Raw genomic sequence first — 22,564 nt, 5'->3', positions numbered from 1 at the left:
GGCAGGCCGGCGCCAATCTCAGCGAGCTTCCAAGTTCAGGTTAGAAGCTGTGTGGGAACTCCAAGCGCATTTCCCGCGTCCGCCAATCGCTTGTCCAAGGTAAGCAGGATGGCCCCGTGCTCTGCGGCAATGGCGAGATGAAGGGCGTCACCGGCGCGCAGTCCCGTCTGGTGGTTGTCCGTGAATTTCGCCGCTGTCCGAAAGTGCAGGCCGGTGATCGGAAGCACGGTAAAACTCTCTTCCAACAAGGCCTGGAATGTCGATTGAGCAAGAGCACGCTGTTCCAGCGTGATCTGGTCAGTTCGAACCTTGATCGACAAGGCGGATGAGAACTCGGTTATCGACCAGTCGCTGATCGCTAGGACATTCGGATCCTGCTCAGATAGCCAGGCCTGCACCCGATGCGTCATCGGTTCCCGGCTGAGCGACGCTACGACGAGCGAGGTATCGAGATAGATCGTCAATAGCGCTCGTCGTCTCGCATCGATCGCACAAGATCGGCTGAATTTTGCTGGGGCATCATGCCATCGGTAACGGCCGCTAAGCGTGCTGCATCGATCTTATTGCGTGGTTTGGCCGCTGCAATCAGGCGAGCAACGGGTTTACCTCGCCGCGTGATATCGATCGTCTCTCCGGCTTCGACGCGATCCAATAGTTCACTCAAACGAGCCTTAGCGTCCGCCAAATTGACCGTGCTCACACGCGCCTCCCGACTACATTTCTAGTCATATATCACTATGGCCATGGGCAGACTACTTTTCAAAGAAGGCTTGGATTTTGGCGTTCGAAACCTGTACGGCGATCGGTGTTTCTCAGTCGGCTAAGATGGCCTGAGTGCTCTGTGCAGGGCAGCGCGATCTCGGTACGAGAGAAGCTATCTTTTTTGTATTGGATACGACCCATGCGTTTTCTCTCCATCGGCGAAGTGATGATCGAGATGTCCGGTGGCGGGCAGGCGCGGGACGAGGCTTGGCGGCTTGGATTTGCGGGCGATACGCTGAACACGCTCTGGTATGTGCGCGCCGGGCTCGATCCGGAGCGCGACGAGGTCTCCTATTTCACCGCCCTCGGCGACGATGGCTTTTCGGATCGGATTGCGGACTTCCTGAATGCGAATGGCATCGGAACCTGCGCGATCCGCCGGATTCCCGGCAAGCGGCCGGGGCTCTATCTCATTGAGCAGAAGGACGGCGACCGTCGCTTCACTTATTGGCGCGATACCTCCGCCGCGCGGCAGCTTGCCGATGACGAGAACGCGCTGAGAGAGGCGATTTCGGCTGCCGATTGTATCTATCTTTCGGGCATTACGCTCGCGATCCTGCCAGCGGCGGGGCGCGCGCTGCTGGTCGATCTTTGCGCCGAAGCCAAGGCGGCGGGCAAGACGGTCGCCTTCGATCCCAATATCCGCCCCTCGCTCTGGGCCGGCCTTGAAGAGGCGCGGCAGAGCGTCATGCGGCTTGCCGAGGCTGTGACGATCGTTCTTCCGAGTTTCGATGACGAGACGGCGGTGTTCGGTGATGCCGATCCGCAGACGACGATCGAGCGCTACCGGTCGGTTGGTGTCGCCGAGATTGCCGTTAAGAACGGCGCCCATACCATCGCGTTTCGTTCTGAAGACGAGGAAGGAATGGTCGAGGCACTGCCAGACATACAGCCCGTCGATGCGACGGGGGCTGGCGACTCCTTCAACGGCGCCTATCTCTGCGCGCGCCTTAAGGGTGCCACCGCGCGGGAAGCGGTCGAGGTCGGCCGCGACACGGCGGCCAAGGTGGTCGGCGTCCACGGCGCTCTCGCCGAGTTCGCCGATCCATCGGGCCGCTGGAACACGAAGCGCGGTTAGAGCAATCGGCCGCACCGGAAGACTCGCCGCCCGGCCGGTTTCCACTACCTTGGTCGATACGACCGAACGCCCGGATTCAACCGGCTCGATCCGACATTAAAGATGAGGGGAAAACCATGACCATAGCCGTTGGCGATCCGCTGCCCAACGCGACATTCCGAACCAAGACCGCAGAGGGCATGAACGACCTTTCGGTCGACGACGTCTTCAAGGGCAAGACCGTGGTTCTGTTCGGCGTCCCTGGCGCCTTCACGCCGACCTGTTCCATGAACCATCTGCCGGGCTTTCTCGACGAAAACGAGGAAATCCGTGCGAAAGGCGTCGACGAAATCGCCGTCGTCTCGGTGAACGATCCCTTCGTCATGGCGGCTTGGGAAGACACGAAGGACGCCTCCGGCAAGATCCTTTTCCTGTCGGATGGAAACGGCGAATTCATCCGCGCTGCCGGCCTCGACATCGATCTGTCCGCCGCCGGGCTCGGGACGCGGTCCAAGCGTTTCTCGATGATCGTGAAGGATGGCGTTGTCTCTTCGCTGGCGATCGAGGACTCACCGGGTGAAGCCGAGAAGACCTCCGCGCGCGAAATTCTGGCCCAGCTCTGAGGCGTACCTTTTACATCGGCGGGTCTCATATGGCCCGCCGATTTTCAATTCAGCTGCCGATTGCCGCGATGAGCAGACTGGTTCCGCTCAACACCATTGCTGCCACGAGAAAGAAGGTGCGGTTCCAGTAGGCGCCGACGCGGAACGCCGTCGTGTGGCCCAAGCGGCCGATCAGCATCGTCGTCGCCGTGAAGGGCGACGTGGCACCGGCCAGCGCCCAGCCGGCGGTGATCGCGCAGACGATCGCTTCCGGTGCGACGCCGATCACGTCCGGGCTCGGCAGGATTGGCGCAAAGAGCGACACCGATAGGATCGGGTTCATCCCGAACTGACCGAAAAGCGGAATGAGCCAGACCGGCGCCACGACGATCATCCATGCCGGCAGCGCTGAGAGATCGAGGCCGGAGTGCCGAAGCACCGGAACCGCAAGCGCCGCGCCGAGCGAGCCGATGAACCCGGCCATTATCAGAAGCACCACCTCCGAGCGATAGGATGGAATTTCCTTCAGGGCGAAGCTTTGGATGTGGGATCGCACTGTTTTTCCAGGCTCAGCTTCTCTCTGCGCCTCAATGATGAGCCAGCCGAGCGCGACCAGCGGAATAAAGAGCATGACGACCGCTACGACCCGCAACCCGGTCGCAAGCTCCAGAACGCCAACGCCGAGAAAGATCACGGAGAGAAGCAGGAAAAGCGGTTTCAAATCGCGGATCGTGCCGCCCGATTTCAGCGGCTCCGGGCGCGGGCCCGAATATTTTGGTTTCACGATGGTATCGAGCGCCCAACCAATGGCGGTGAAAATCATCGAATTCACGATCGCGAAACCGACCGCTGACGACCAGCTCGCGCCGGGAATGATCGACGTCGTGATGGCCATCGCAAAGGCCAGAGGCGACCAGAGGAGAGAGGCGCAGAAGCCGCGCTGGACGGCCAGAAGCATGCGCTTGTTGCGGATTTCGCGCAGTTCTTCGTTCGGCTCCCGTCCGGCAATGCTCTCCGTCAACCCGCCGAGCAGCTGGATCGCACCATAGTTGAGGACTAGCGCGAAAAGGTGACCACCGCTGGTAAGCGCGAGATAGCGCTTTCCGGGCGGCTGGCTCGCCAGAAACTCGCCGCACCGGATGATGGCGGGAGAGATTCCGGCTGGCGCCCGCAGTGTCGCGAGAGCCACGAAGAATGTCGCGATGAAAGCGCCTTGTCCGAGCGCGTCGAAGACAAGCCCATACCATTCGGCGCGTGTCGCGAAGGCGATCACTGCAAGGACCAGACCGATGGCAACAAACATGCGGCGCGACCATGTCGCCACGGGGAATGCGATGGCTAGAAAGACGATTACGCCAAGCGCCGCCACGATCGCGCTGCCCGGAACGGCGAACCAGTCGCGAAGGATGGTCGAGAGGGCCGTGACGAGAAGCGTCACCCCGAGAATGCGGTTGGGGACTGCGATGGGAGGTCTTTCAGGATGTATCTGCGGTTTTACGGTCGACATAGCGCGGACCATTCGACGGGGGAAGCAAAACAGTGCGGGCACATCCAGCGAGCTGCTGCAACGTCAGTTGGTTTGCGCTGATCGTGGGCCGGCGCTATGAGCCCGATCATGATGCTGAACGTCGTCGCCTTCTACCGGTTCGTCCATCTGGGTGATCTCGAAGCCCTGCGAGCAACTCTCCTCGAATTCTGCCGGGGCGAGGGGCTTCGCGGGACGATTCTCATCGCATCCGAAGGCATCAACGGTACCGTGGCTGGGCCCGCGAATGGGATACAGGCGCTTCTCGCCCGGCTCGAAGCGATATGCGGAATATCCAAGGGCGAAGTGAAGCATTCCGGTGCCGATGCCTGGCCGTTCATGCGGATGAAGGTGCGTATTCGCCCCGAAATCATCACCATGCGCGCGCCCGAAGCCGATCCTTCCGTCAAGGCGGGCACCTATGTGAAACCTGCCGAGTGGAACGCGCTGATCGGCGATGCTGAGGTGCTGCTCGTCGATACCCGCAACCGCTACGAAACCAAGGTCGGCACATTCGAGGGCGCGGTCGATCCCGGCATCGATAGCTTCACCGAGTTCAAGGCCTATGTCGAAACCAAACTCGATCCGGCCAAACACCGTAAGGTGGCGATGTTCTGTACCGGCGGCATCCGCTGCGAGAAGGCCTCGAGTTACATGCTGTCCCAAGGGTTTGAGGAGGTTTTCCACCTCAAGGGCGGCATCCTGAAATATCTTGAAGAGGTCGAACCGGAGCATTCGCGCTGGAACGGCGAGTGCTACGTCTTCGACGATCGCGTCGCCATCGGTCACGGTCTCGAAGCTGGATCATGGACCGCCTGTTATGCCTGCGGCGAGCCGCTTTCCAAGGAAGAGGCGAGGTCCGACGCCTACGAGCCCGGTGTTTCCTGTCCCCACTGTATCGAGACGCTGACGGAAGAGCGCGCGCGCGATCTTCGTGCCCGTCACAAGCAGAATCTGGCCGCGAAAGCGCTTGACTAGCGCAACGTTGGCCGGACCTTAGCCAGCAGCCGATCGCGCTTCCGGCGCCGAAGTTTCCGGCTGTCCGTGGTCGATCGCGTCCGCGCTGACCTCCGAAAAGACATTGCCGACGCCGATGAGGATCGGCCGATCGACGCCGATCCGTTCAACGATCTCGCCGAGCCGATCGATGCGCCCGACAGCGCGGGTCTCGTCGTCCCGGCTGAGATTGGCGGCGACCGCAACCGGCGTCTCGGGCGGCAGGCCTTCCTGCATCAGCCGATCGGCGATCTTCCCGGACATGCGACCGCCCATATAGAAGATCGTCGTCGCGCGCGGGCCGGCCAGCGCTGTCCAGTCGACGTCGTCCGGAAGTCCGCCCTTCTTGGAATGGCCCGTGACGAAGCGCAGCTGCTGGGCGTGGTCGCGATGGGTGAGCGAGATGCCGAAGGTGCTGGCGAGCGCCGAAGCGGCAGTGATCCCCGGCACGATCGCGTGGGGAATGTTGCGGCGCTTCAGTTCGGCCAGTTCCTCGCCGGCTCGGCCGAAGATCGAGACGTCGCCGGATTTCAGCCGCACGACCGATTTGCCGGCCTCGGCGAACTCGACCATCATCCGGTTTATGTCTTCCTGCTTGCAGCTCTCACGGGCAGCTCGCTTGCCGACGAGCATGCGCTTGGCCTCCCGGCGCGCGAGTTCGAGAATATCCGAGGAGACGAGATCGTCGAACAGGATGACGTCGGCCGCCTGAAGCGCGCGCACTGCCTTCAGCGTCAGAAGTTCGGCTTCGCCCGGTCCGGCACCGACGAGGGTCACCTTGCCGACCCTGGAAGGATTCGCGGCGATCGTACGGATCGACTCGTCCAGTTCTGTCTCGTCGCGCGGCGCCGCGGTTTTAAAGGCCGCATCCGAAAAACGCTCCCAGAAGGAACGACGTTCGGCGCCGGGAGAAAGGCGAGAGATCACGCGGTCGCGCATCCGCGCTGCTGCCTGCGCCCAATCCTGGAGGCTCGGCGGCAGCAGGGTTTCGATCCGGCGTCTCGCCGCCTGCCCGAGGATCGGCGCCGCGCCAGCCGTCGAGATGCCGACGACGAGCGGCGAGCGATTGACAATGGAGCCAAAGCTGAAGTCGCAATAGGCCGGTTTGTCGACGAGGTTGACCGTCACGCCGGCTGCCTTCGCGGCACAGCGGAAGGCCTGCGCCTCCGCTCCTGTCTCGACATCGCCGACGGCCATCGCCGCGCCCTCGAAGATGTCGATGCCCCAGGGCCGGTCGTGGTGGCGGATTCGCTCGCGGCCGATCTTCGAGGTGATCAGTTCGGCCATCTCGTCGCCGATCTCGTCGGATGGTACATAGAGGTCGACCTGCGCACCCGACGCCGCGAGGAGCTCGGCCTTCCAGGCCGCACCGGCCCCACCGCCCGTCATGACTACGATCTTGCCCTTCAGATCGTAGAAGACCGGGAGAACGGCGAGCGGTCCCATCCGGTCCGGCCGCTCGGATTCGGTCCGGTCATGGACCGTCAGGCCCTGTGGCGCGCTCTTTTGTTCGGTCATCGAGGTCCTCGATCGCGGCAATGGCATCATCTCCTGAATAAGACCGATCGCCCGGAGCGGCTAGGCGCAAATTTCGCCAGTCTGCCCATCGGATAGACTGTTTGGCTCAAATCCCAAGTGTCTTGAGCAAAAAGGCCGGACGTACGCTCCCGCATTGAATGCCCGTGTTTCGCAGAGCTTCTACGATCTCATACCAGCGGACACTTGAAAGCATCGCTCCTAGAAATCCGCTGGTGGCCCGAGCACTGCCTGAGCCTCTGCCTGGAGAGAATTGGCCAGCGGGGTCAATTCATTCGCCCGGCGATCTCAGATCGTGTTGCCAGCCCGATTGCGTATCTTAATCGGAGCTTAACGGCCTAGAGCCGACTTTACGTAATGTTAACCATGAAATTGAGAGAAGGATGACATCACGGAGACACGCGATGTCCATCACTCCATGCCTGCTTTCGAAAGCCGTTCCCCTCACCGCATTCATTATGATGGGTGCTCTGTCCGGCTGCATGGCACCCAAGACACAATGTTACGTGACCCTGAACTCCGCAGGCGCTCCCACAGCAGAAGCCTGTGAAACCGGTCCAAAGCTCATCGTAAGGCCGATCACTGAGACCAATGCCGTCTATTATGTGCCGCCTTATGTGATCGGTGCTCTTCAGTACGAAGGCTATATCGACATGGGCAATCTTGAGGAGCCGTCTGCCAGTGACGACCTAACGGCACCGGGCTTCGATAGTGCCGATCGCTCGGATCGGACCATGTCCAATATAGGAAGCGCGGTAGCCCTCGCTCCCGACGACAATCATCGAGCGACCACAATCAGGGGAAAAGAGGCGAGGTCGCAGATCGGAATTGCCAGTCCTCAAGATGCTGCGAGTAGCTTGGAAATCGAATGGCCGCTGTTCGACGGGCAATCCCACGCCGCAGTACCGCGCTGGCAAACGCATCCTCGCGGGACCAGTCAGCGTGAAGAAAAAATCACCGTCCCGGGCGGCGCACGTCGGCTGAAACCCACGTCTCGGATCGACGGCGAAGTCTCTTTCGAGAAGCCGTTTGCTGCTGAGCTTCGGTCTTTTCCGATTTCTAGCGATCTGCTTTTATAAGCAACGGCATGCCGTTGACCACCGCCCGGCCGGGCGAGAGCCGCTTGACCTCGACCGGTTTGCCTCCGCCCATTGGGACCGCGACGATTGAGCCACGCTGTATGTCGAAGTCGTAGGTCACGCCGTTACAAAGGACGGGCGTTCCGAAATCACTTTCGCTGAAAGAGTCGATGTCGATGGTTCGACACGAAGAGACTGCCGTCTTTTCCTGCGAACCTGCGATCAGATCGAAAACGACGGCATTCAGCTGATAGCCCGTTTGTCGTTCATCGAATTCAAAACTCATTTCGTAGTTCTGAAACCGGCCGGACGGTGCCGCGTCCAATCCTGGCGCCGGAGCGCTTTCGAACGGAATGGCCATCGACGAGGCGGCGAATGCAAGAGCTGCAAGCATCGGAATCTCCCCAGCGGTATACGGGCCTAAACGGGCCGTCGATCATCGATTCGTGATAAAAAGTGCGAACATCAACGTTGAAGGGGAGGGGAGCGATCGCTCCCCTCCCTCTGCAATGGTGCCGTTTTCAGCAGGGTGTCTTAACCATCGTGTAATGGTCTTGTTCGATCCGCTTGCTCGTAGTCATATAAACAGCCGGATTGCGTGTGTGCTTGACGATGGCGCCATCCGCAATGTCTCCGGTCCAACTCGTGCTCTCGGAAGAGACGAGTTTGCCGCGGGTGTTGTATTTGTAAGTCGAGGGGATGTATTCGACCAGATAGCATTTACTGCTACGCTCATCGACATGCTTCTTATACGTTTTGGCTTCTGCGATAGCCGAGAAGGAAACAGCTGCCGCAAAGGAAGACATCTTAAGCAGGACCTTGCGCATGGAAAAGACGCCTCCGTTGTTGTTAAATAGCGCAAGGGAAGGATGTGAGGAGTTTCGCAAAATAGCAACAGACACTTGCCATGAAGATGCCGATTTTTCGGCACATTTTTCTCGGTGTGCGATAATAGTCCATTTTTTGCCCCGAATTGGCGCATTGTCCAATATTGGAACATAAGGGGTGTCGTTTTGAATCGGCTATTGCGCACTCAGCTTGTGACGCCGCTGTCGTTGGTGCCGGTTTTTGCTTCGAAGAATCAATATCACCGCGGCATTTCTCTGCGGAATTTTCTGTGTCCTAGCGGAAATTCCGGCTGGTGCGGTCGCCGCCGGCGTTGTCTTCTCCGCGATCGGCAACCAGACCCAGCAAGGATGTTGCGCCACCGCGTACGTGCCTGATGTCGATATCGCACCATCCAGGACTTCGCCGCGAGGTCCACGGTCTCATCATCTTGAAACTGTCGCAAAATACTGCCACTTTCCGGCTTAGCCGAAGCGTGTATGCGTTCGGCTCGACGGTCTTCCGAGAAAGGGAAAACGACGCTGAGACCAATGGCTGAAGCGAAGAGCGGATTTTATCCGGCTGCTTCCGAAACGCCCGCCGCCGAGACAACCGACGGACCGGCCGTTCTAGAACACGCGCTGCGGAGCCTCGAAGACTCCAAGGGCGAAAACATCGTTTCCATTGACATGAGAGGCAAGTCCGCGCTGGCCGATCACATGGTGATCGTCTCGGGACGGTCGCATCGTCATGTCGGGGCTCTTGCGGATCATCTCCTCAAGGACCTCAAGGTTGTCGGTGTGAAGACGCCGAAGGTCGAAGGCCTTCAGAATGGCGACTGGGTTCTGATCGACACCGGCGATGTGATCTTCCACATCTTCAGGCCGGAAGTCCGCGAATTCTACAATCTGGAAAAGATGTGGACGGTCGGCGGAGACGCTGCGGCAGCGACGGTTCACTGACGAACCGATCTGTAACAGCGGTGTGCGTTCAATCCGGATTTTGTGCCCGCGATGATCTTTTGCGGGCGCGGATGGTGGCGTGCCGCATGTTTGATCACCAGCCGCGACGGTGCGGCTGATGCGGATATCGATCGCCGCGATCGGGCGCCTCAAGCGCGGCCCCGAGCAGGAGCTATTTGATCGCTATATCGATCGGTTCAGGAAAGCCGGACCACAGACCGGCCTCGACTGGCGTACTCTCTCTGAATTTCCCGAGTCCAGAGCGGACGATGCGGACGCCCGCAAGGCTGAAGAGGCTGCGAAGCTGAAGGCGGCTACGACCGATGGTTCGGTTCTCGTCACGCTCGACGAGCGCGGCAAGACGCTGTCTTCGGAAGAATTCGCCGAGGCCCTGGCCGCCTGGCGCGACGCCGGTATCCGCGACTGCACGCTGGTTATAGGAGGTCCCGACGGACATGAGGCCGAATTGCGTCGCAGCGCCGACCTCGCCCTTTCGCTCGGTCGGCTGACATTTCCACACCAGATCGCCCGCATCCTTCTCGCCGAGCAGCTTTATCGGGCCGTCACTATCCTGTCCGGCCATCCGTATCACCGCGCCTGACCACTCCCTTCAATCTTGCGTGCCCCGCGCGCAACGCGGCTCAATTTTTGTGCCAAATCGAGCCGCGCGTCATTGTCGGCGCATGGTTGATGCGTTGTTAAGTTTTCATCGTTTCAATTCGAGCAGGATCGGCGAACGCCTCGAGCGAGGCCGAAATGCTTGAACAGGTTGCAGGCTCGGGGAAGGGGAGCACGGAACGGGTTGAAGGGATGGTCGACATTTCGCGAGCCGTGCCGCGCCCGTTCGTTCGGGCTGGCGGGGCTGGCGCTCGTCTGTCTGCTGCCGTTCTTCCTGCCGTCGAGCGTCCGGGCTGAGGCTGGTCTGGCAACCGGCTCTACCGGCAAAGAAGACCCGATACAGACCGCTGCTCTCGAGCCGGCGAAATCGGTCGTTCTCGAACGCCAGCGTCTCCAGACCCTTGAGGAACTGAGCGCGATCTCGTCCAATGTCGAAGTCACCGAAGAGGTGCTCTCACGGCTCGACAGGGAGATCGAAACCCTCCGCAATGACCGGGATGAAATCCGTCAGGCGATGATCGATGCGGCGCTTCGTCAGAAGGAGGCCAGCGCCAAGCTGACCGAGCTTGAGGCGCAGATCGAAGATCTGTCTTCCGAAGAGGGCGCGCTCAAGGCTTCACTGGCCGAACGTCGCGGACTTCTGGCGGAGGTGCTCGCCGCGCTTCAGCGCCTCGGCCGCAAGCCCCCGCCGGCCTTGCTGGTCAAGCCGGAGGATGCGTTGGGCTCTGTCCGCAGTTCGATCCTTCTTGGCTCGGTCGTGCCCAGCCTGCGCGACGAAACCAGGGTTCTTCTCGCCGATCTGGAAAAGCTCAACGAGGTTCAGAGCGAACTTTCGGCCCGGATGCGCAGCTTCGGCGACGAGCTCTCGGCCCACCGCCGCGAGGAAGAGCGGCTGAAACGCCTCGCCGCCAAGAAGGCATCGCTCGCGGAAGAAAATCTGGAGCGGCGAAACGCGGCCAAACGCCGTGCCGACGAGCTGGCAGGAAAAGCGGAAGATCTGAAGGGCCTGATCGCCTCGCTGGACGAGGATGTGAAGACCGCGCGTCTGGTCGAGGAAGCCGAACGGGAAGCTGCCGAGAAGGCGCGCGCCGAGGCGGCGGAGAAGGCGCGCGAAGCGGAGCGAGTTGAGCGCGAACGCGAGATCGCCGAGCGTAAGGAAAGGCTCAAGGCCGAGAGGCTGGCTCAGCTGGAGGCGGACAAGCAAGCCGCGGAAGTGGAAGCCCTGAAGCTTGCCGAATCAAATCGCGCCGCCGAAGCTGCCCAACTAGCGCGAGAGGCGGAAGCACGGCGATTGGCAGAGGCCGCAAAAGCCACAGAGGCACAGAAATTCGCTGACGTCGAAACCGAAGCCGCCGAGGAGAATCAGCGAATAGCTGAAACCAAAGTTGCGGAAACGGGACCTCGGGTAACCGACGCCCTCTCTGCGGTAGCCGCAACCGAAGAGCCCTACGAAATCGCAAGCCTCGACCCTGACGAAAGCCCGCAAAGCCAAACGCAGACAGATGCTTACGATATCGAGGCCCTCCGCCGCAGCGTTCGCTTCCTGGAGCCGTCCGCCCCATTTTCGACAATGAAGGGGCGTTTGATTCGCCCCGTTGCAGGGCGGAATCTCATCGGTTTCGGCGAGCGCGACGACATTGGACGCCAGACGACGGGTGCATCCTACGCCTCACGTTCCGGCGATGTCGTGACCGCGCCTGCCGACGCCAAAGTCTTGTATTCCGGGCCGTTCCGGTCTTATGGTGAGGTCTTGATCCTGGACGCTGGCGACGGATATCATGTCGTTCTCGCAGGCATGGATCGGATCGATGTCGAGACCGGCCAGTTTGTGTCTGCAGGCGAGCCGATCGCCGCAATGGGTTCACGGCGCCTTGCGAGCGTCAACGCGACGGATTTCGGAACGGAGGGGCCCGCCCTTTACGTCGAGTTCCGCAAAAACGGAAGACCGGTCGATCCATCCGCATGGTGGGCGGATTGAGGCCATGGGAAGGACGGGGAATGTTTCGTAAGCTTTCGATACTCTTTGCCGGAGCGTTGATGGGAGCGGCGGCCGTCACCGTCGCCGGTCAGAGTTCCGGTGTCGCGAACGCGGCAGGCTCCGACACGTACCGGCAGCTGGCGATTTTCGGCGATGTCTTCGAGCGGGTTCGCGCCCAGTATGTCGAAGAGCCGAACGATCAGGAACTGGTCGAGAGCGCCATCAACGGCATGCTCACTTCGCTGGATCCGCATTCCAGCTATATGAACGCCAAGGAAGCGCAGGACATGCGTTCCCAGACCCGCGGCCAGTTTGGCGGTCTGGGCATTCAGGTGACCATGAAGGACGAAGTGGTCCTCGTCGAAGGTTCGCCCTTCGCCGAATCTCCTGCTGAAAAGGCTGGCATTCTCTCGGGCGACCTCATCGTCGAGATTGATGGAGATCAGGTGCGCGGCCTGACGCTTTCCGAAGCCGTCGAAAAGATGAAGGGCGAGATCGGGACCGATGTGAAGCTCACGGTCGTCCGCGAGGGCGCCGAGAAGCCGCTTCGCATGACCCTGACGCGCGATCTCATCACCGTCCAGTCGGTGAAGCACGAAGCCATCGACAATGTCGGGTATATCAAGGTCAATAGCTTCAACGAACAGACCACGGTCGGGCTCGAAGAAGCTGTCGAGGACATCAGCGAAAAGGTCGGCGACGATCTGAAGGGCTATGTGCTCGATCTTCGCTCCAATCCGGGCGGTCTTCTCGATGAAGCCGTTTCGGTGTCGGATGCCTTCCTCCAGAAGGGGGAAATCGTCTCCACGCGCGGCCGCAACGCCGACGAGACCCGCCGCTACAACGCTCGTGCCGGCGACGACATCGACGGCAAGCCTCTCGTCGTACTCGTGAACGGCGGCTCGGCCTCGGCGTCTGAGATCGTGGCGGGTGCCCTTCAGGATCAACGCCGTGCGACGGTTGTCGGCTCGCGGTCCTTCGGCAAGGGTTCGGTGCAGACGATCATCCCGCTCGGTTCGGCTGGTGCGATGCGCTTGACGACGGCGCTCTACTACACGCCGTCGGGTCGCTCGATCCAGGGCCGTGGCATCGATCCGGACATCATGGTCGAGCAGCCGCTCCCCGACGAGATCAAGATTCAGATGGGTCTGGATCCCGAAGAGGACATCAGCCGGGGCGAATCTTCGCTGCGCGGCCACATCACCGGCAATGAGGAGACCGAAGAGGGCTCCGGTTCGTCGAGCTATGTGCCACAGGAACGCGAAGAAGATCTTCAGCTGAAATACGCGCTCGATCTTCTGAACGGCGTCGAGACCAACGCGATGTTCCCGCCCAAGGAACAGGCGAAGGCCAACACGAATTCCTCCTCGGATTCCGCTGCGAACTGATCGCACCGTAAAAACGAAATTCCAGAACGGCTCGGACACCTCGTCCGGGCCGTTTTTGTATGTCCTGTCTGTGCTTGGCCCTCGACTGGCCGAAGCTGCGAGCCGGCGAGCCCCGCGCCAGCCTTGACGGCTAATTTCTTGGGCCATGGACGCCCTATTCTCTCAACCTTTGAAGGCGAAAGCCCGTTCAAGCCGACACGGCCTGCGGCCGACACGGGCTGATTTGGGGCTCGGCACGGTGGCTGCCGGACTGGTCGCGCTATCGCTTTACCCGGCCTGGTTCGACAGGATCGATCGGAGCCCCCCGGAAGCCGTCCAAACCGCCGAAGCGGAAGGCAATCTCGATCCCCTGGCGACAGGCGGCATTTCAAGCGTTCGAGGCACGGCCAAGCATATCGATATCGATGCGGCTCTCGCAGAGCGGGCCCGGCAAAAGGCGGCCGACATTCCCTACCAGCCGGCGAGTATCGAGATTCGAGATCTCGGCGATATGCGGCAGGCGATTTCAGTGGCTCATACGCCGGAATACGAGCTGGTCGAAGATTCCGAATACGGTCCGCTTCCAGCCCGTGCCGCGGATGGACGCCGGCCCTTCGACGTCTATCGAGCCGCTGCGCCTTCGCGCATGGGGCCGAAGGTCGCGATCATCGTCGGCGGGCTGGGGATAAGCCAGTCCGGCACCCAGAGCGCCATCCAGAATCTGCCGCCCGAGGTGACGCTCGCTTTCGCCGCCAACGGAAACAGCCTTGCGCGCTGGATGCAGGAAGCGCGGCGCACTGGCCATGAACTGCTCCTCCAGATGCCGATGGAGCCCGTCGGCTATCCGACGAACGACCCTGGTGAGAACACGATCACGACCGAACAGATGACTGCGGAGGACTTCTCCAGCGTCTACGCGTCCATGAGCCGGATGACGAACTATGTCGGCGTCATGAACTATCTGGGCGGACAGCTGACGGCCGATGCCAGCGCCCTTCATCCGTTCATGAGCGAGCTTGCCAAGCGCGGGCTCATGTATCTTGACGATGGTTCTTCCTCCCGTTCAATCGCGATCGATCTCGCCGAGATGACGTCGACTCCCGCTGGCGCCGCCGATCTCGTGCTCGACGATGTCCAGGATGCCGGCGAGATCAGCCGGCGGCTGGATCAGCTGGAGCAGATCGCCCGAACCAGGGGCAGCGCGATCGGTGTCGCCTCGGCCTTCGAGACGACAACTTCGGCGATCGGCGGCTGGATGCGAGAGGCCGAACGGCGCGGCATCACGGTGGCGCCGGTATCGTCGGTCGTGCGTGATCCGGAGAGACGCTGACGCGCTCATTCATCCTCTGATGTGAACGTGAGCCTCGGCGCGTTCGTCTTGCAATTCCCCCTTGCTCTTTTCCAATGCAGTGCGATCTCATCGACTGAGCAGGCCCTTTGCGGCCGGACCATCCATCGCGACGAGACGATATTGCCCATGAAGCCGGTCGAATACGATCCACTCCCCTTGCGTCCCTGTGTCGGGATCATGGTTCTCAACTCCGACAACCTCGTCTGGGCCGGGCGTCGTAAGGTGGAGGACAAAGGCGAGATGTCGGGCGCGACCAAGCTCTGGCAGATGCCGCAAGGCGGGATAGACAAAGGCGAGGATCCGCTCGAAGCCGCGCGGCGCGAACTCTGGGAAGAGACCGGCATGGAGACGGTCTCATTGCTCCATGAGGCGCCGGACTGGATCGACTACGAACTCCCCGATCATCTGGTCGGCGTCGCGCTCAAGGGGCGTTTCCGGGGGCAGACACAGCGCTGGTTCGCATTCCGCTTCGAAGGCGAGGAGTCCGAAATCCGGATCGACCCGCCGCCGGGCGACGAGAAGGCCGAGTTCGAGGAATGGGCCTGGAAGCCGATGGATGAACTTGTCGATCTCATCGTGCCGTTCAAGCGCGAGGTCTATGAGAAGGTCGTCGCGGCATTCGCCCATCTCAAGGCGTGAAGCCTGCGCTTTCGGTTGGCAGTATGAATCGTTGAAAACAAGCTCCGTATGAGAACCGTGATCGGCATAGCTTGCTTATGCCGGTTGACGTGGAATGTGCGCGCCCCGGTCGATCAATTTCGATGATGTCAGACATACCCAACATTCATTTGTGTAATTATTCGCGTTGATTATGTATGGAGCCATCAGCATCACGGAAAGTGAACGGAGACAGTGTGATGGCTTATTACGATCATACCTCGAACACGGTGCGACAGAACGCTCCCTCGGGCAACGCTTTGATCACTGTAGCCGCGGCTCTCGGCATCATTCTTGCCGTCGGCATTGTCGGCCAGGTCGCGGGTGACTGGACCGGATCGGCGGTAGCGCGCATGAGCCAGACCAGTGCGATCACCGACTGGCGCGGCAACAGTGCTTCCCTCCCAGCCGCTGAGTAATTACCCGCTTTGCGTCGTCGCCTATTCCAGCGCGGCGATGGCTCGGGCGACGTTGGTCAGCTCCTCTCCGGTCAGATCCGGCGAGAGCATGACATCAGGATAAACCTGCCCCCGTGCGACAAAGGCGGCTTGCATTCCGGCCGCCTTCGCGCCGTGACAGTCCCATGCGTGGGTCGCGACCATCATCACAGACCCGGCAGCTTCTCCGGTCGCGGAAACGCCGTGGTCGTAGACGGGCTTGCTCGGCTTGAAATGGTCGATCGTCTCGACCGACAAGATGTCGGTGAAGAACTCCGTGAGACCCGCCTGATCGAGCAGGCTCTTCGTAGAGGCGCGCGCTCCGTTCGAGAGCGCGTAGAGTGGTAGCCCCGCATCTTTCAGGATCGCCAGCGCTTCGGCCGCGTCCTCGTGTGCAGGCATGTTTCGCACGGCCTCGAAGACGTTTTCCTGAGCTTCTTTCGGCGGGTTGAGGCCGCGCTTTGCCAGCAACTGGGCAAGGGCGCCTTTCAAAATTTCCGGAAACGGCTTGATCGTTCGGGTCGCATTGAGCGTGAAGGCATCGCGCAGGCCGAAGGCGAACCACGTGTCGAGGTCGCCCGGCTGAAGGCCGAGCTCGGCCAGAGCGGGCCGCACCGCATCGAGCGCAAAGACTGTCTCGATGATGTCGAAGATGATCGCTTTGGGTTTCTCGTTCGGCATTCGCTTGTCTCGCTCTGGTCGCGGGCACTCCCGGCACCGCTCAAGAAGAACTGGGCCGCCGGTCCAATCCGGCAAATCGGACTGTTCTCCAATCCTCGAAATCATGCTCGTCGGCACCAGATCGTACGAGCATGCTGGCGAGAAGAGGTGAGGGCGGATGACAACATATGAGCAAATGCGCGATGAGCTGGTCGAGGATGAAAAGCTGCGCGTTGCGATCAATCTCGGGAATGCGGCGCTCGCATCGCGTGATGAGACAACCGGCGAACTCGGCGGCGTTACGGTCGCCCTTGCCAAGCGGCTCTGCGCAGCACTTGGCGCCCAACCGGAACTCATCGAGTTCTCCGGCGCCGGCAAGGTGGTGGATGCAGCCCCTGACGATGTCTGGCGAATCGCCTTCTGCGCGATCGATCCGGAGCGAGAGCAGTACGTCGCCTACTCGTCGCCCTATGTTCTGATCGAGGCGAAGGCTCTGGTCCGCGCCGATTCGCCATTACGCAGCGTCGAAGAGCTGGACCGGGACGGCGTCAGGCTGATGGTCGCGAAGGGCTCGGCCTACGACCTCCATCTTTCGGAAAACGCGAAACAAATGGAGTTGGTGCGCGAGGCCGACCCCGGCGCTTCGTTCGCGGCCTTCAAAGCCGATGAGAACTCCGCCAATGCCGTCGCAGGCGTCACTCAATCACTCGAAAAGGCTTTCGGGGACGATCCCACCTATCGGTGGCTTGATGGCACGATCACCGCGATTGGGCAGGCGATGGCGCTGCCGCGCCGCTTTGCGCATCTGTCGGACGAACTCACGCGCTTCATAGAGGAAGCGAAAGCCGACGGATATGTGCGACGCGAGCTCGACAGATCCGGCCAGAACTCGCTCAAGGTCGCCCCGCCAGCGGAATAGGTCGGCTCATCCGGCACGCCGCGCCTGACAACAAAAAACGCCACCCCGAGGGATGGCGTTCAAAAGCTTCTCTGAACTCGTCTTCCGCTCAGGCCGGCAGTAGCGTCTTCGCGTGCAGCAGCTGGGAGAGGTACTCCTCCGCCTTGAAGCGGGCGTCGTCCTGCTCTGCTTCTTCCAGGCGCTTTCGGGCCGCTTCGATATGCTGGTCGAGCTGATCGGCGGTCATGTTGTCCGCCGGCTCGGCATGTTCGGCAAGTAGCGTAAGACCACTCTCGTTGACGTCGGCAAAACCGCCGCGCACGAACAGCTTCTTTTCCTCGCCGCCTGAAAGCTTTGCAGTGACGAGACCCGGCTTCAGCGTCGTCATGAACGGCGCGTGATTGCCCATCACGGTGAACTCACCTTCGTTTCCCGGAACGACGACGGAGTCGGCGTCTTCGGAAAGGAGAAGCTTTTCGGGTGAAACGAGCTCGAATTTGAAACTGTCAGCCATGTCGCCTGTCTTCTGTGGCGTTGACGGTCCGCCCGAAAGCGGTCGGGGAAGGCGCCTTTCCGAAGAAAGACGCGCTTCTCATTGTATCAGGCCGCCTGCGAAGCCTGCTTCTGGGCCTTCTCGATGGCCTGATCGATGGAGCCGACCATATAGAAAGCCGATTCCGGCAGATGATCGTACTCGCCTTCGACGAGACCCTTGAAAGAGCGGATCGTGTCTTCGAGCGCGACCAGTTCGCCGGGCGTGTTGGTGAAGATCTCGGCAACCGCAAAGGGCTGCGAGAAGAAGCGCTCGATCTTACGGGCGCGCTGCACCGTGAGCTTGTCCTCTTCGGACAGCTCGTCCATGCCGAGAATGGCGATGATGTCCTGCAGGGACTTGTACTTCTGCAGGATCTCCTGGACTTCGCGCGCCACCTGATAGTGCTCTTCGCCGACGATCATCGGCTGAAGCATACGCGAGGTGGAGTCGAGAGGATCGACCGCCGGGTAAATGCCCTTTTCCGAGATCGAGCGATTGAGAACCGTCGTCGCGTCCAAGTGGGTGAAGGTCGTCGCAGGCGCCGGGTCGGTCAAGTCGTCGGCAGGAACGTAAATCGCCTGAACCGAGGTAATCGAACCCTTGTTCGTCGTGGTGATGCGTTCCTGCATCTGGCCCATGTCGGTCGCTAGCGTCGGCTGATAGCCCACAGCCGAAGGAATACGTCCGAGAAGCGCCGAAACCTCGGAGCCTGCCTGGGTGAAGCGGAAGATGTTGTCGACGAAGAACAGAACGTCCTGGCCGGCATCGCGGAAGTGCTCGGCAATCGTCAGACCGGTGAGCGCGACGCGGGCGCGGGCTCCCGGGGGCTCGTTCATCTGACCGAAGACAAGCGCTGCCTTCGAACCTTCGGCTGAGCCATTGTTCTTGTGCGGATCGACGTTCACGCCGGACTCGATCATCTCGTGGTAGAGATCGTTGCCCTCGCGCGTACGCTCGCCGACGCCGGCGAACACCGAGTAACCACCGTGCGCCTTCGCGACGTTGTTGATCAGCTCCTGAATGAGAACCGTCTTGCCGACGCCGGCACCGCCGAAGAGGCCGATCTTACCGCCGCGGGCATAAGGCGTCAGAAGGTCGATGACCTTGATGCCGGTGACAAGGATCTGCGATTCCGGCGACTGCTCGATATATTCGGGAGCCGACTGGTGAATCGCGCGGGTCTCGTTCGAGTTGACCGGGCCGACCTCGTCGATCGGCTCACCGATCACGTTGAGAATACGGCCGAGCGTCGCGTCGCCGACGGGAACCTGAATAGGGTTGCCGGTGTCGCTGACCGGCTGGCCACGAACGAGGCCCTCGGTCAGGTCCATCGCGATGGTGCGAACCGTGTTCTCGCCGAGGTGCTGGGCAACTTCGAGAACCAGGCGGTTGCCGTTGTTGTCGCATTCGAGCGAATTCAGGATCGCCGGGAGATGGTCGTCGAACTCAACGTCGACGACCGGGCCGATGACCTGGGCAACGCGGCCTGTCGGCCGGTTCTGATTGTCGGTGTCAGCCATCGTGGCCTCCTTCCATAAGAGTGTACTAGAGCGCCTCGGCGCCCGAAATGATTTCGGTCAGCTCGGTCGTGATCTGGGCCTGGCGCTGCCGGTTGTAGGAAATCTCGAGGTCCTCGATCATGTCGCCGGCATTGCGTGTTGCATTGTCCATGGCGGTCATGCGCGCACCCTGCTCGGACGCAGCGTTTTCGAGAAGAGCCCGAAGGATCTGGATCTTGATGTTGCGCGGGATCAGCTCGTCGAGGATCCCGGCCGGATCGGGCTCGTATTCGTAGGTCGTGCCCGCCTTCGAACCCTTGTCTTCGCTCTCTTCCTCGTCCGCTTCGACCGAAGCCGGAATGACCTGCTGGCCGGTCGGGACCTGGGTCATCACGTTCTGGAATTCGGCGTAGAAGAGGTGGCAGACGTCGAATTCGCCGGCCTCGAACATGTCGATGACCTTGTCGCCGACCTGCGCTGCCTCGTCGAAGCCAACGCGGCCTGTTTCGCGGAAGCTGATCGAGTCGACGATCTTTTCGGACAGATCGCGGCGCATCAGGTCGAAGCCCTTTTTGCCGACCGCATAGAACTTGACCGACTTGCCGTTGGCTTCGAGTTCACGCTGCTTGGCTCGGGCCTTCTTCACGATAGAGGCGTTGAAGCCGCCGCACAGGCCGCGATCAGCGGTGAAGACAACGAGCAGATGCACGTCGTCCTTGCCCGTGCCGGTCATCAGCTTGGGGGCTTCGTTCTGATTAACGCCGGCAAGATTGGTGAGAACCGAATGCATGCGCTCGGCATAGGGGCGCGCATTCTGCGCCGCTTCTTCAGCTTTGCGCAGCTTCGACGCGGCCACCATCTGCATGGCCTTGGTGATCTTCTTGGTCGACTTGACCGAGGAGATACGATTTCGAAGATCCTTCAGGGATGCCATTGGGTTTCGCGCGTCTCCGGGATGTCGCGGCCCGGCCGCCTTTAATTCAGGGGCCGGGCGGTTCCGTTTGATGTCGGTCGCTTGCGCCGATCGATCAGGCGAAGTTCTTCTTGAACTTGTCGACCGCCGATTTGAGCTTGTCCTTGATCTCGTCGTTCAAGGTCTTCTTCTCCGCGATCGCGTCGAGAACGTCCTTATGTTCGTTCCGCATCGCGTTCAGGAGACCCTCCTCGAACTCGCCGACCTGATCGACCTTGAGATCGTCGAGATAGCCGTTCGTGCCGGCATAGATCACAACGACCTGCTCTTCCGTCTTCAGCGGCGAGAACTGCGGCTGCTTCAGAAGCTCGGTCAGGCGTTGACCGCGCTTGAGGAGTCGCTGGGTCGAAGCGTCGAGATCCGAGCCGAACTGGGCGAAGGCTTCCATCTCGCGATACTGGGCGAGCTCGCCCTTGATCGAGCCGGCAACCTGCTTCATCGCCTTGATCTGTGCGGACGAACCCACGCGGCTGACCGACAGACCGACGTTCACGGCCGGACGGACGCCCTGGTAGAACAGCGTCGTCTCGAGGAAGATCTGGCCATCGGTAATCGAGATCACGTTGGTCGGGATGTAGGCCGAGACGTCGCCCGCCTGGGTCTCGATGACCGGCAGCGCGGTGAGCGAACCTGCACCGTGATCGTCGGAGAGCTTCGCAGCGCGCTCGAGAAGACGGGAGTGCAGATAGAAGACGTCGCCCGGATAAGCCTCGCGTCCCGGAGGACGACGAAGCAGCAGGGAAATCTGGCGGTAGGCGACGGCCTGCTTGGACAGATCGTCGTAGCCGATCATGGCGTGCATGCCGTTGTCGCGGAAATATTCGCCGATCGTGCAGCCGACGAAGGGCGCGATGTACTGCATCGGAGCCGGGTCGGATGCGGTCGCGGCGACAACGATCGAATACTGCATCGCGCCGCGCTCTTCGAGCGTGCGGACGAACTGAGCGACAGTGGAACGCTTCTGGCCGACAGCGACATAGATACAGAACAGCTTGTCGTTGTCGCGGCCTTCGTCATGGGCCGGCTTCTGGTTCAGGATCGTGTCCAGAAGAATGGCCGACTTGCCGGTCTGACGGTCACCGATGACGAGCTCGCGCTGGCCACGGCCGATCGGGATGAGGGCATCGATGGCCTTGAGGCCAGTCGACATCGGCTCATGCACCGACTTGCGCGGGATGATGCCCGGTGCCTTCACGTCGACGCGGCGATTTTCCGAGCTTTCGATCGGGCCCTTGCCGTCGATCGGGTTGCCGAGACCGTCGACGACGCGGCCGAGAAGGCCCTTGCCGACCGGCACTTCCACGATGTTACCGGTCCGCTTGACCGTATCGCCTTCTTTAATGTTTCGGTCCGAGCCGAACACGACGACGCCGACATTGTCGGCTTCGAGATTCAGGACCATGCCCTGAATGCCGTCGGAGAACTCGACCATCTCACCGGCCTGGCAGTTATCGAGGCCGTAGACGCGGGCGATACCATCGCCGATCGAGAGAACCTGACCGACCTCGGAAACTTCGGCTTCGGCACCGAAGTTCTTGATCTGGTTTTTCAGGATATCGGAAATTTCCGCGGGGCGGATGTCCATCAGCCGACCTCTTTCAGTGCAAGCTTGAGCGAATTGAGTTTGGTGCGGATCGAGGTATCGACCATGCGCGAACCGATCTGCACGATCAGTCCACCGAGGATCGAGGGATCGACCCGCTCGCGAAGGGTGACGGTCTTGCCGGCATAATTGCCGAGAACGTCCTTGAGTTCGTTGCGTTCGGCGTCGCTCATTTCCGTGGCGGTGGTCACTTCTGCCTCGATCTCACCGCGATGGGCGGTGGCGAGTTGCTTGAAGCGCCGAATCATACCGGGAAGAACGAACAGCCGGCGATTTTTCGCGACAACCTTGAGAAAATTGCCCGTCAACGCGCTGGGCTGGGCGCTGTTCACGATCGCTTCCACTCCCTTCGTCTGCTCATCGGCAGTGAAGGCAGGGCTTTCGACCAGACGCCTGACATCCGCGTTCTCATCGATCAGGTCGCGGAAGCCATCCAATTCGGATTCGACGGTCTCGATGGAGCCGTACTCGCGCGCAAGATCGAAGAGGGATTGGGCGTAGCGGTCAGCAACTTCCGAAACGGGAGAGGATGATTTTGCCACGGACGACCGTTTCTCTTTCGCGTTGGTTGTTCTTAGATTTTCAGCTTGAGGTCACACGAGAAGGTGAGCCGTCCACCAAAAATATCAAGAAGGAAGAGGCGC

General features: G+C 60.9%; 24 protein-coding genes. 12 read left to right on the top strand and 12 right to left on the bottom strand.

All coding sequences use genetic code 11. The features are described 5' to 3' along the window. Positions 1–35: 35 nt before the first annotated feature. Both ABRA89_RS04070 and ABRA89_RS04065 read right to left on the bottom strand, forming a co-directional pair. The gene (locus ABRA89_RS04070) at positions 36–464 is read right to left on the bottom strand and encodes a type II toxin-antitoxin system VapC family toxin (RefSeq protein ID WP_349940173.1); all 429 of its coding nucleotides are present in this window, start codon (positions 462–464) and stop codon (positions 36–38) included. Next, the gene (locus tag ABRA89_RS04065; RefSeq protein ID WP_349940172.1) at positions 461–700 is read right to left on the bottom strand and encodes a type II toxin-antitoxin system Phd/YefM family antitoxin; all 240 of its coding nucleotides are present in this window, start codon (positions 698–700) and stop codon (positions 461–463) included. Before ABRA89_RS04065 ends, ABRA89_RS04070 begins: the two co-directional genes overlap by 4 nt. A 201-nt stretch (positions 701–901) precedes the next feature. On the opposite strand from ABRA89_RS04065, the gene ABRA89_RS04060 reads away from it, so the two are divergent. Together ABRA89_RS04060 and ABRA89_RS04055 are read left to right on the top strand one after the other, a co-directional pair. Beyond that, positions 902–1,840, top strand: coding sequence for a sugar kinase (locus tag ABRA89_RS04060; RefSeq protein ID WP_349940171.1), 939 nt, complete (start codon positions 902–904; stop codon positions 1,838–1,840). A gap of 116 nt (positions 1,841–1,956) precedes the next feature. Beyond that, positions 1,957–2,442: a peroxiredoxin gene (locus ABRA89_RS04055; RefSeq protein ID WP_349940170.1), complete on the top strand. Its 486-nt coding sequence runs from the start codon at positions 1,957–1,959 to the stop codon at positions 2,440–2,442. Positions 2,443–2,491: 49 nt separating this feature from the next. Here the strand turns inward: ABRA89_RS04055 and ABRA89_RS04050 are convergent, their stop codons facing one another. Then, positions 2,492–3,928, bottom strand: a complete 1,437-nt coding sequence (locus ABRA89_RS04050) for a hypothetical protein (RefSeq protein ID WP_349940169.1) — start codon at positions 3,926–3,928, stop codon at positions 2,492–2,494. Positions 3,929–4,024: 96 nt separating this feature from the next. On the opposite strand from ABRA89_RS04050, the gene trhO reads away from it, so the two are divergent. Further along, on the top strand, positions 4,025–4,924 hold the full coding sequence (gene trhO, locus ABRA89_RS04045; RefSeq protein ID WP_349940168.1) for an oxygen-dependent tRNA uridine(34) hydroxylase TrhO: 900 nt from the start codon (positions 4,025–4,027) through the stop codon (positions 4,922–4,924). An 18-nt stretch (positions 4,925–4,942) separates the two neighbouring features. Here the strand turns inward: trhO and cysG are convergent, their stop codons facing one another. Next, on the bottom strand, positions 4,943–6,388 hold the full coding sequence (gene cysG / locus ABRA89_RS04040) for a siroheme synthase CysG (RefSeq protein WP_349940314.1): 1,446 nt from the start codon (positions 6,386–6,388) through the stop codon (positions 4,943–4,945). 494 nt (positions 6,389–6,882) lie between these two features. On the opposite strand from cysG, the gene ABRA89_RS04035 reads away from it, so the two are divergent. Further along, positions 6,883–7,557 (top strand): hypothetical protein, encoded by a 675-nt coding sequence (locus ABRA89_RS04035; protein WP_349940167.1) that lies wholly within the window; start codon positions 6,883–6,885, stop codon positions 7,555–7,557. On the opposite strand, the gene ABRA89_RS04030 is transcribed toward ABRA89_RS04035, so the two are convergent. Further along, the gene (locus ABRA89_RS04030) at positions 7,538–7,951 is read right to left on the bottom strand and encodes a hypothetical protein (RefSeq protein ID WP_349940166.1); all 414 of its coding nucleotides are present in this window, start codon (positions 7,949–7,951) and stop codon (positions 7,538–7,540) included. The two genes, ABRA89_RS04035 and ABRA89_RS04030, sit on opposite strands and share 20 nt — an antisense overlap. Positions 7,952–8,078: 127 nt before the next feature. Then, the gene (locus tag ABRA89_RS04025) at positions 8,079–8,384 is read right to left on the bottom strand and encodes a hypothetical protein (RefSeq protein ID WP_349940165.1); all 306 of its coding nucleotides are present in this window, start codon (positions 8,382–8,384) and stop codon (positions 8,079–8,081) included. Positions 8,385–8,882: 498 nt separating this feature from the next. Between ABRA89_RS04025 and rsfS the strand changes: the two genes are divergently transcribed. The 7 genes from rsfS (at position 8,883) to ABRA89_RS03990 (ending at position 15,734) form a co-directional block, all read left to right on the top strand. Further along, the gene (gene rsfS / locus ABRA89_RS04020; RefSeq protein WP_463671248.1) at positions 8,883–9,344 is read left to right on the top strand and encodes a ribosome silencing factor; all 462 of its coding nucleotides are present in this window, start codon (positions 8,883–8,885) and stop codon (positions 9,342–9,344) included. Positions 9,345–9,462: 118 nt separating this feature from the next. Beyond that, entirely contained in the window at positions 9,463–9,945 is a 483-nt protein-coding gene (gene rlmH, locus ABRA89_RS04015) for a 23S rRNA (pseudouridine(1915)-N(3))-methyltransferase RlmH (protein WP_349940163.1), read from the top strand. A 201-nt stretch (positions 9,946–10,146) separates the two neighbouring features. After that, a complete protein-coding gene (locus ABRA89_RS04010) occupies positions 10,147–11,940 on the top strand; it encodes a peptidoglycan DD-metalloendopeptidase family protein (RefSeq protein WP_349940162.1) in 1,794 nt (597 codons plus the stop codon). A gap of 20 nt (positions 11,941–11,960) precedes the next feature. Then, positions 11,961–13,328, top strand: a complete 1,368-nt coding sequence (locus ABRA89_RS04005; RefSeq protein ID WP_349940161.1) for a S41 family peptidase — start codon at positions 11,961–11,963, stop codon at positions 13,326–13,328. Positions 13,329–13,566: 238 nt separating this feature from the next. Next, entirely contained in the window at positions 13,567–14,637 is a 1,071-nt protein-coding gene (locus ABRA89_RS04000; protein WP_349940160.1) for a divergent polysaccharide deacetylase family protein, read from the top strand. Positions 14,638–14,784: 147 nt separating this feature from the next. After that, positions 14,785–15,297: an RNA pyrophosphohydrolase gene (locus tag ABRA89_RS03995; protein WP_349940159.1), complete on the top strand. Its 513-nt coding sequence runs from the start codon at positions 14,785–14,787 to the stop codon at positions 15,295–15,297. Between the two features lie 218 nt (positions 15,298–15,515). Then, positions 15,516–15,734, top strand: a complete 219-nt coding sequence (locus ABRA89_RS03990) for a hypothetical protein (protein ID WP_349940158.1) — start codon at positions 15,516–15,518, stop codon at positions 15,732–15,734. Between the two features lie 21 nt (positions 15,735–15,755). On the opposite strand, the gene ABRA89_RS03985 is transcribed toward ABRA89_RS03990, so the two are convergent. Further along, positions 15,756–16,433 (bottom strand): haloacid dehalogenase type II, encoded by a 678-nt coding sequence (locus ABRA89_RS03985; RefSeq protein ID WP_349940157.1) that lies wholly within the window; start codon positions 16,431–16,433, stop codon positions 15,756–15,758. A gap of 157 nt (positions 16,434–16,590) precedes the next feature. Here ABRA89_RS03985 and ABRA89_RS03980 point away from each other — a divergent pair, with 157 nt between their 5' ends. Then, a complete protein-coding gene (locus ABRA89_RS03980; protein WP_349940156.1) occupies positions 16,591–17,331 on the top strand; it encodes an ABC transporter substrate-binding protein in 741 nt (246 codons plus the stop codon). 88 nt (positions 17,332–17,419) lie between these two features. Here ABRA89_RS03980 and ABRA89_RS03975 read toward each other — a convergent pair whose 3' ends face one another. The 5 genes from ABRA89_RS03975 to ABRA89_RS03955 all read right to left on the bottom strand — a co-directional run bounded on the left by ABRA89_RS03975 (position 17,420) and on the right by ABRA89_RS03955 (position 22,462). Continuing rightward, positions 17,420–17,824, bottom strand: a complete 405-nt coding sequence (locus ABRA89_RS03975) for a F0F1 ATP synthase subunit epsilon (protein ID WP_349940155.1) — start codon at positions 17,822–17,824, stop codon at positions 17,420–17,422. Between the two features lie 86 nt (positions 17,825–17,910). Continuing rightward, on the bottom strand, positions 17,911–19,365 hold the full coding sequence (gene atpD / locus ABRA89_RS03970; RefSeq protein WP_349940154.1) for a F0F1 ATP synthase subunit beta: 1,455 nt from the start codon (positions 19,363–19,365) through the stop codon (positions 17,911–17,913). 25 nt (positions 19,366–19,390) lie between these two features. Continuing rightward, positions 19,391–20,278 (bottom strand): F0F1 ATP synthase subunit gamma, encoded by an 888-nt coding sequence (locus ABRA89_RS03965; RefSeq protein WP_349940153.1) that lies wholly within the window; start codon positions 20,276–20,278, stop codon positions 19,391–19,393. Positions 20,279–20,372: 94 nt separating this feature from the next. Next, positions 20,373–21,902: a F0F1 ATP synthase subunit alpha gene (atpA, locus tag ABRA89_RS03960; protein ID WP_349940152.1), complete on the bottom strand. Its 1,530-nt coding sequence runs from the start codon at positions 21,900–21,902 to the stop codon at positions 20,373–20,375. Continuing rightward, entirely contained in the window at positions 21,902–22,462 is a 561-nt protein-coding gene (locus ABRA89_RS03955) for a F0F1 ATP synthase subunit delta (protein ID WP_349940151.1), read from the bottom strand. The genes atpA and ABRA89_RS03955 overlap by 1 nt, the downstream gene beginning before the upstream one ends. Positions 22,463–22,564 lie beyond the last annotated feature (102 nt).

Origin of the sequence: Fulvimarina thalattae, assembly GCF_040239565.1 — a bacterium.
Taxonomy (GTDB): Bacteria; Pseudomonadota; Alphaproteobacteria; order Rhizobiales; family Rhizobiaceae; genus Fulvimarina.
Note: the sequence above shows the minus strand (reverse complement) of the source record. Positions and strands in the feature narration are given on the sequence as shown.

Bases quoted from the DNA above. Each gene is read 5' to 3' on its own strand.
- ABRA89_RS04005 (WP_349940161.1), top strand. From the start codon at position 11,961: ATGTTTCGTAAGCTTTCGATACTCTTTGCCGGAGCGTTGATGGGAGCG.
- atpA (WP_349940152.1), bottom strand. From the start codon at position 21,902: ATGGACATCCGCCCCGCGGAAATTTCCGATATCCTGAAAAACCAGATC.
- ABRA89_RS04025 (WP_349940165.1), bottom strand. From the start codon at position 8,384: ATGCGCAAGGTCCTGCTTAAGATGTCTTCCTTTGCGGCAGCTGTTTCC.
- ABRA89_RS04035 (WP_349940167.1), top strand. From the start codon at position 6,883: ATGTCCATCACTCCATGCCTGCTTTCGAAAGCCGTTCCCCTCACCGCA.
- ABRA89_RS03995 (WP_349940159.1), top strand. From the start codon at position 14,785: ATGAAGCCGGTCGAATACGATCCACTCCCCTTGCGTCCCTGTGTCGGG.
- ABRA89_RS04030 (WP_349940166.1), bottom strand. From the start codon at position 7,951: ATGCTTGCAGCTCTTGCATTCGCCGCCTCGTCGATGGCCATTCCGTTC.
- ABRA89_RS03965 (WP_349940153.1), bottom strand. From the start codon at position 20,278: ATGGCATCCCTGAAGGATCTTCGAAATCGTATCTCCTCGGTCAAGTCG.
- ABRA89_RS03985 (WP_349940157.1), bottom strand. From the start codon at position 16,433: ATGCCGAACGAGAAACCCAAAGCGATCATCTTCGACATCATCGAGACA.
- rsfS (WP_463671248.1), top strand. From the start codon at position 8,883: ATGCGTTCGGCTCGACGGTCTTCCGAGAAAGGGAAAACGACGCTGAGA.
- ABRA89_RS03975 (WP_349940155.1), bottom strand. From the start codon at position 17,824: ATGGCTGACAGTTTCAAATTCGAGCTCGTTTCACCCGAAAAGCTTCTC.
- ABRA89_RS04060 (WP_349940171.1), top strand. From the start codon at position 902: ATGCGTTTTCTCTCCATCGGCGAAGTGATGATCGAGATGTCCGGTGGC.
- rlmH (WP_349940163.1), top strand. From the start codon at position 9,463: ATGCGGATATCGATCGCCGCGATCGGGCGCCTCAAGCGCGGCCCCGAG.
- ABRA89_RS03980 (WP_349940156.1), top strand. From the start codon at position 16,591: ATGACAACATATGAGCAAATGCGCGATGAGCTGGTCGAGGATGAAAAG.
- ABRA89_RS04050 (WP_349940169.1), bottom strand. From the start codon at position 3,928: ATGTCGACCGTAAAACCGCAGATACATCCTGAAAGACCTCCCATCGCA.
- ABRA89_RS04055 (WP_349940170.1), top strand. From the start codon at position 1,957: ATGACCATAGCCGTTGGCGATCCGCTGCCCAACGCGACATTCCGAACC.
- ABRA89_RS03990 (WP_349940158.1), top strand. From the start codon at position 15,516: ATGGCTTATTACGATCATACCTCGAACACGGTGCGACAGAACGCTCCC.
- atpD (WP_349940154.1), bottom strand. From the start codon at position 19,365: ATGGCTGACACCGACAATCAGAACCGGCCGACAGGCCGCGTTGCCCAG.
- trhO (WP_349940168.1), top strand. From the start codon at position 4,025: ATGAGCCCGATCATGATGCTGAACGTCGTCGCCTTCTACCGGTTCGTC.
- cysG (WP_349940314.1), bottom strand. From the start codon at position 6,388: ATGGGACCGCTCGCCGTTCTCCCGGTCTTCTACGATCTGAAGGGCAAG.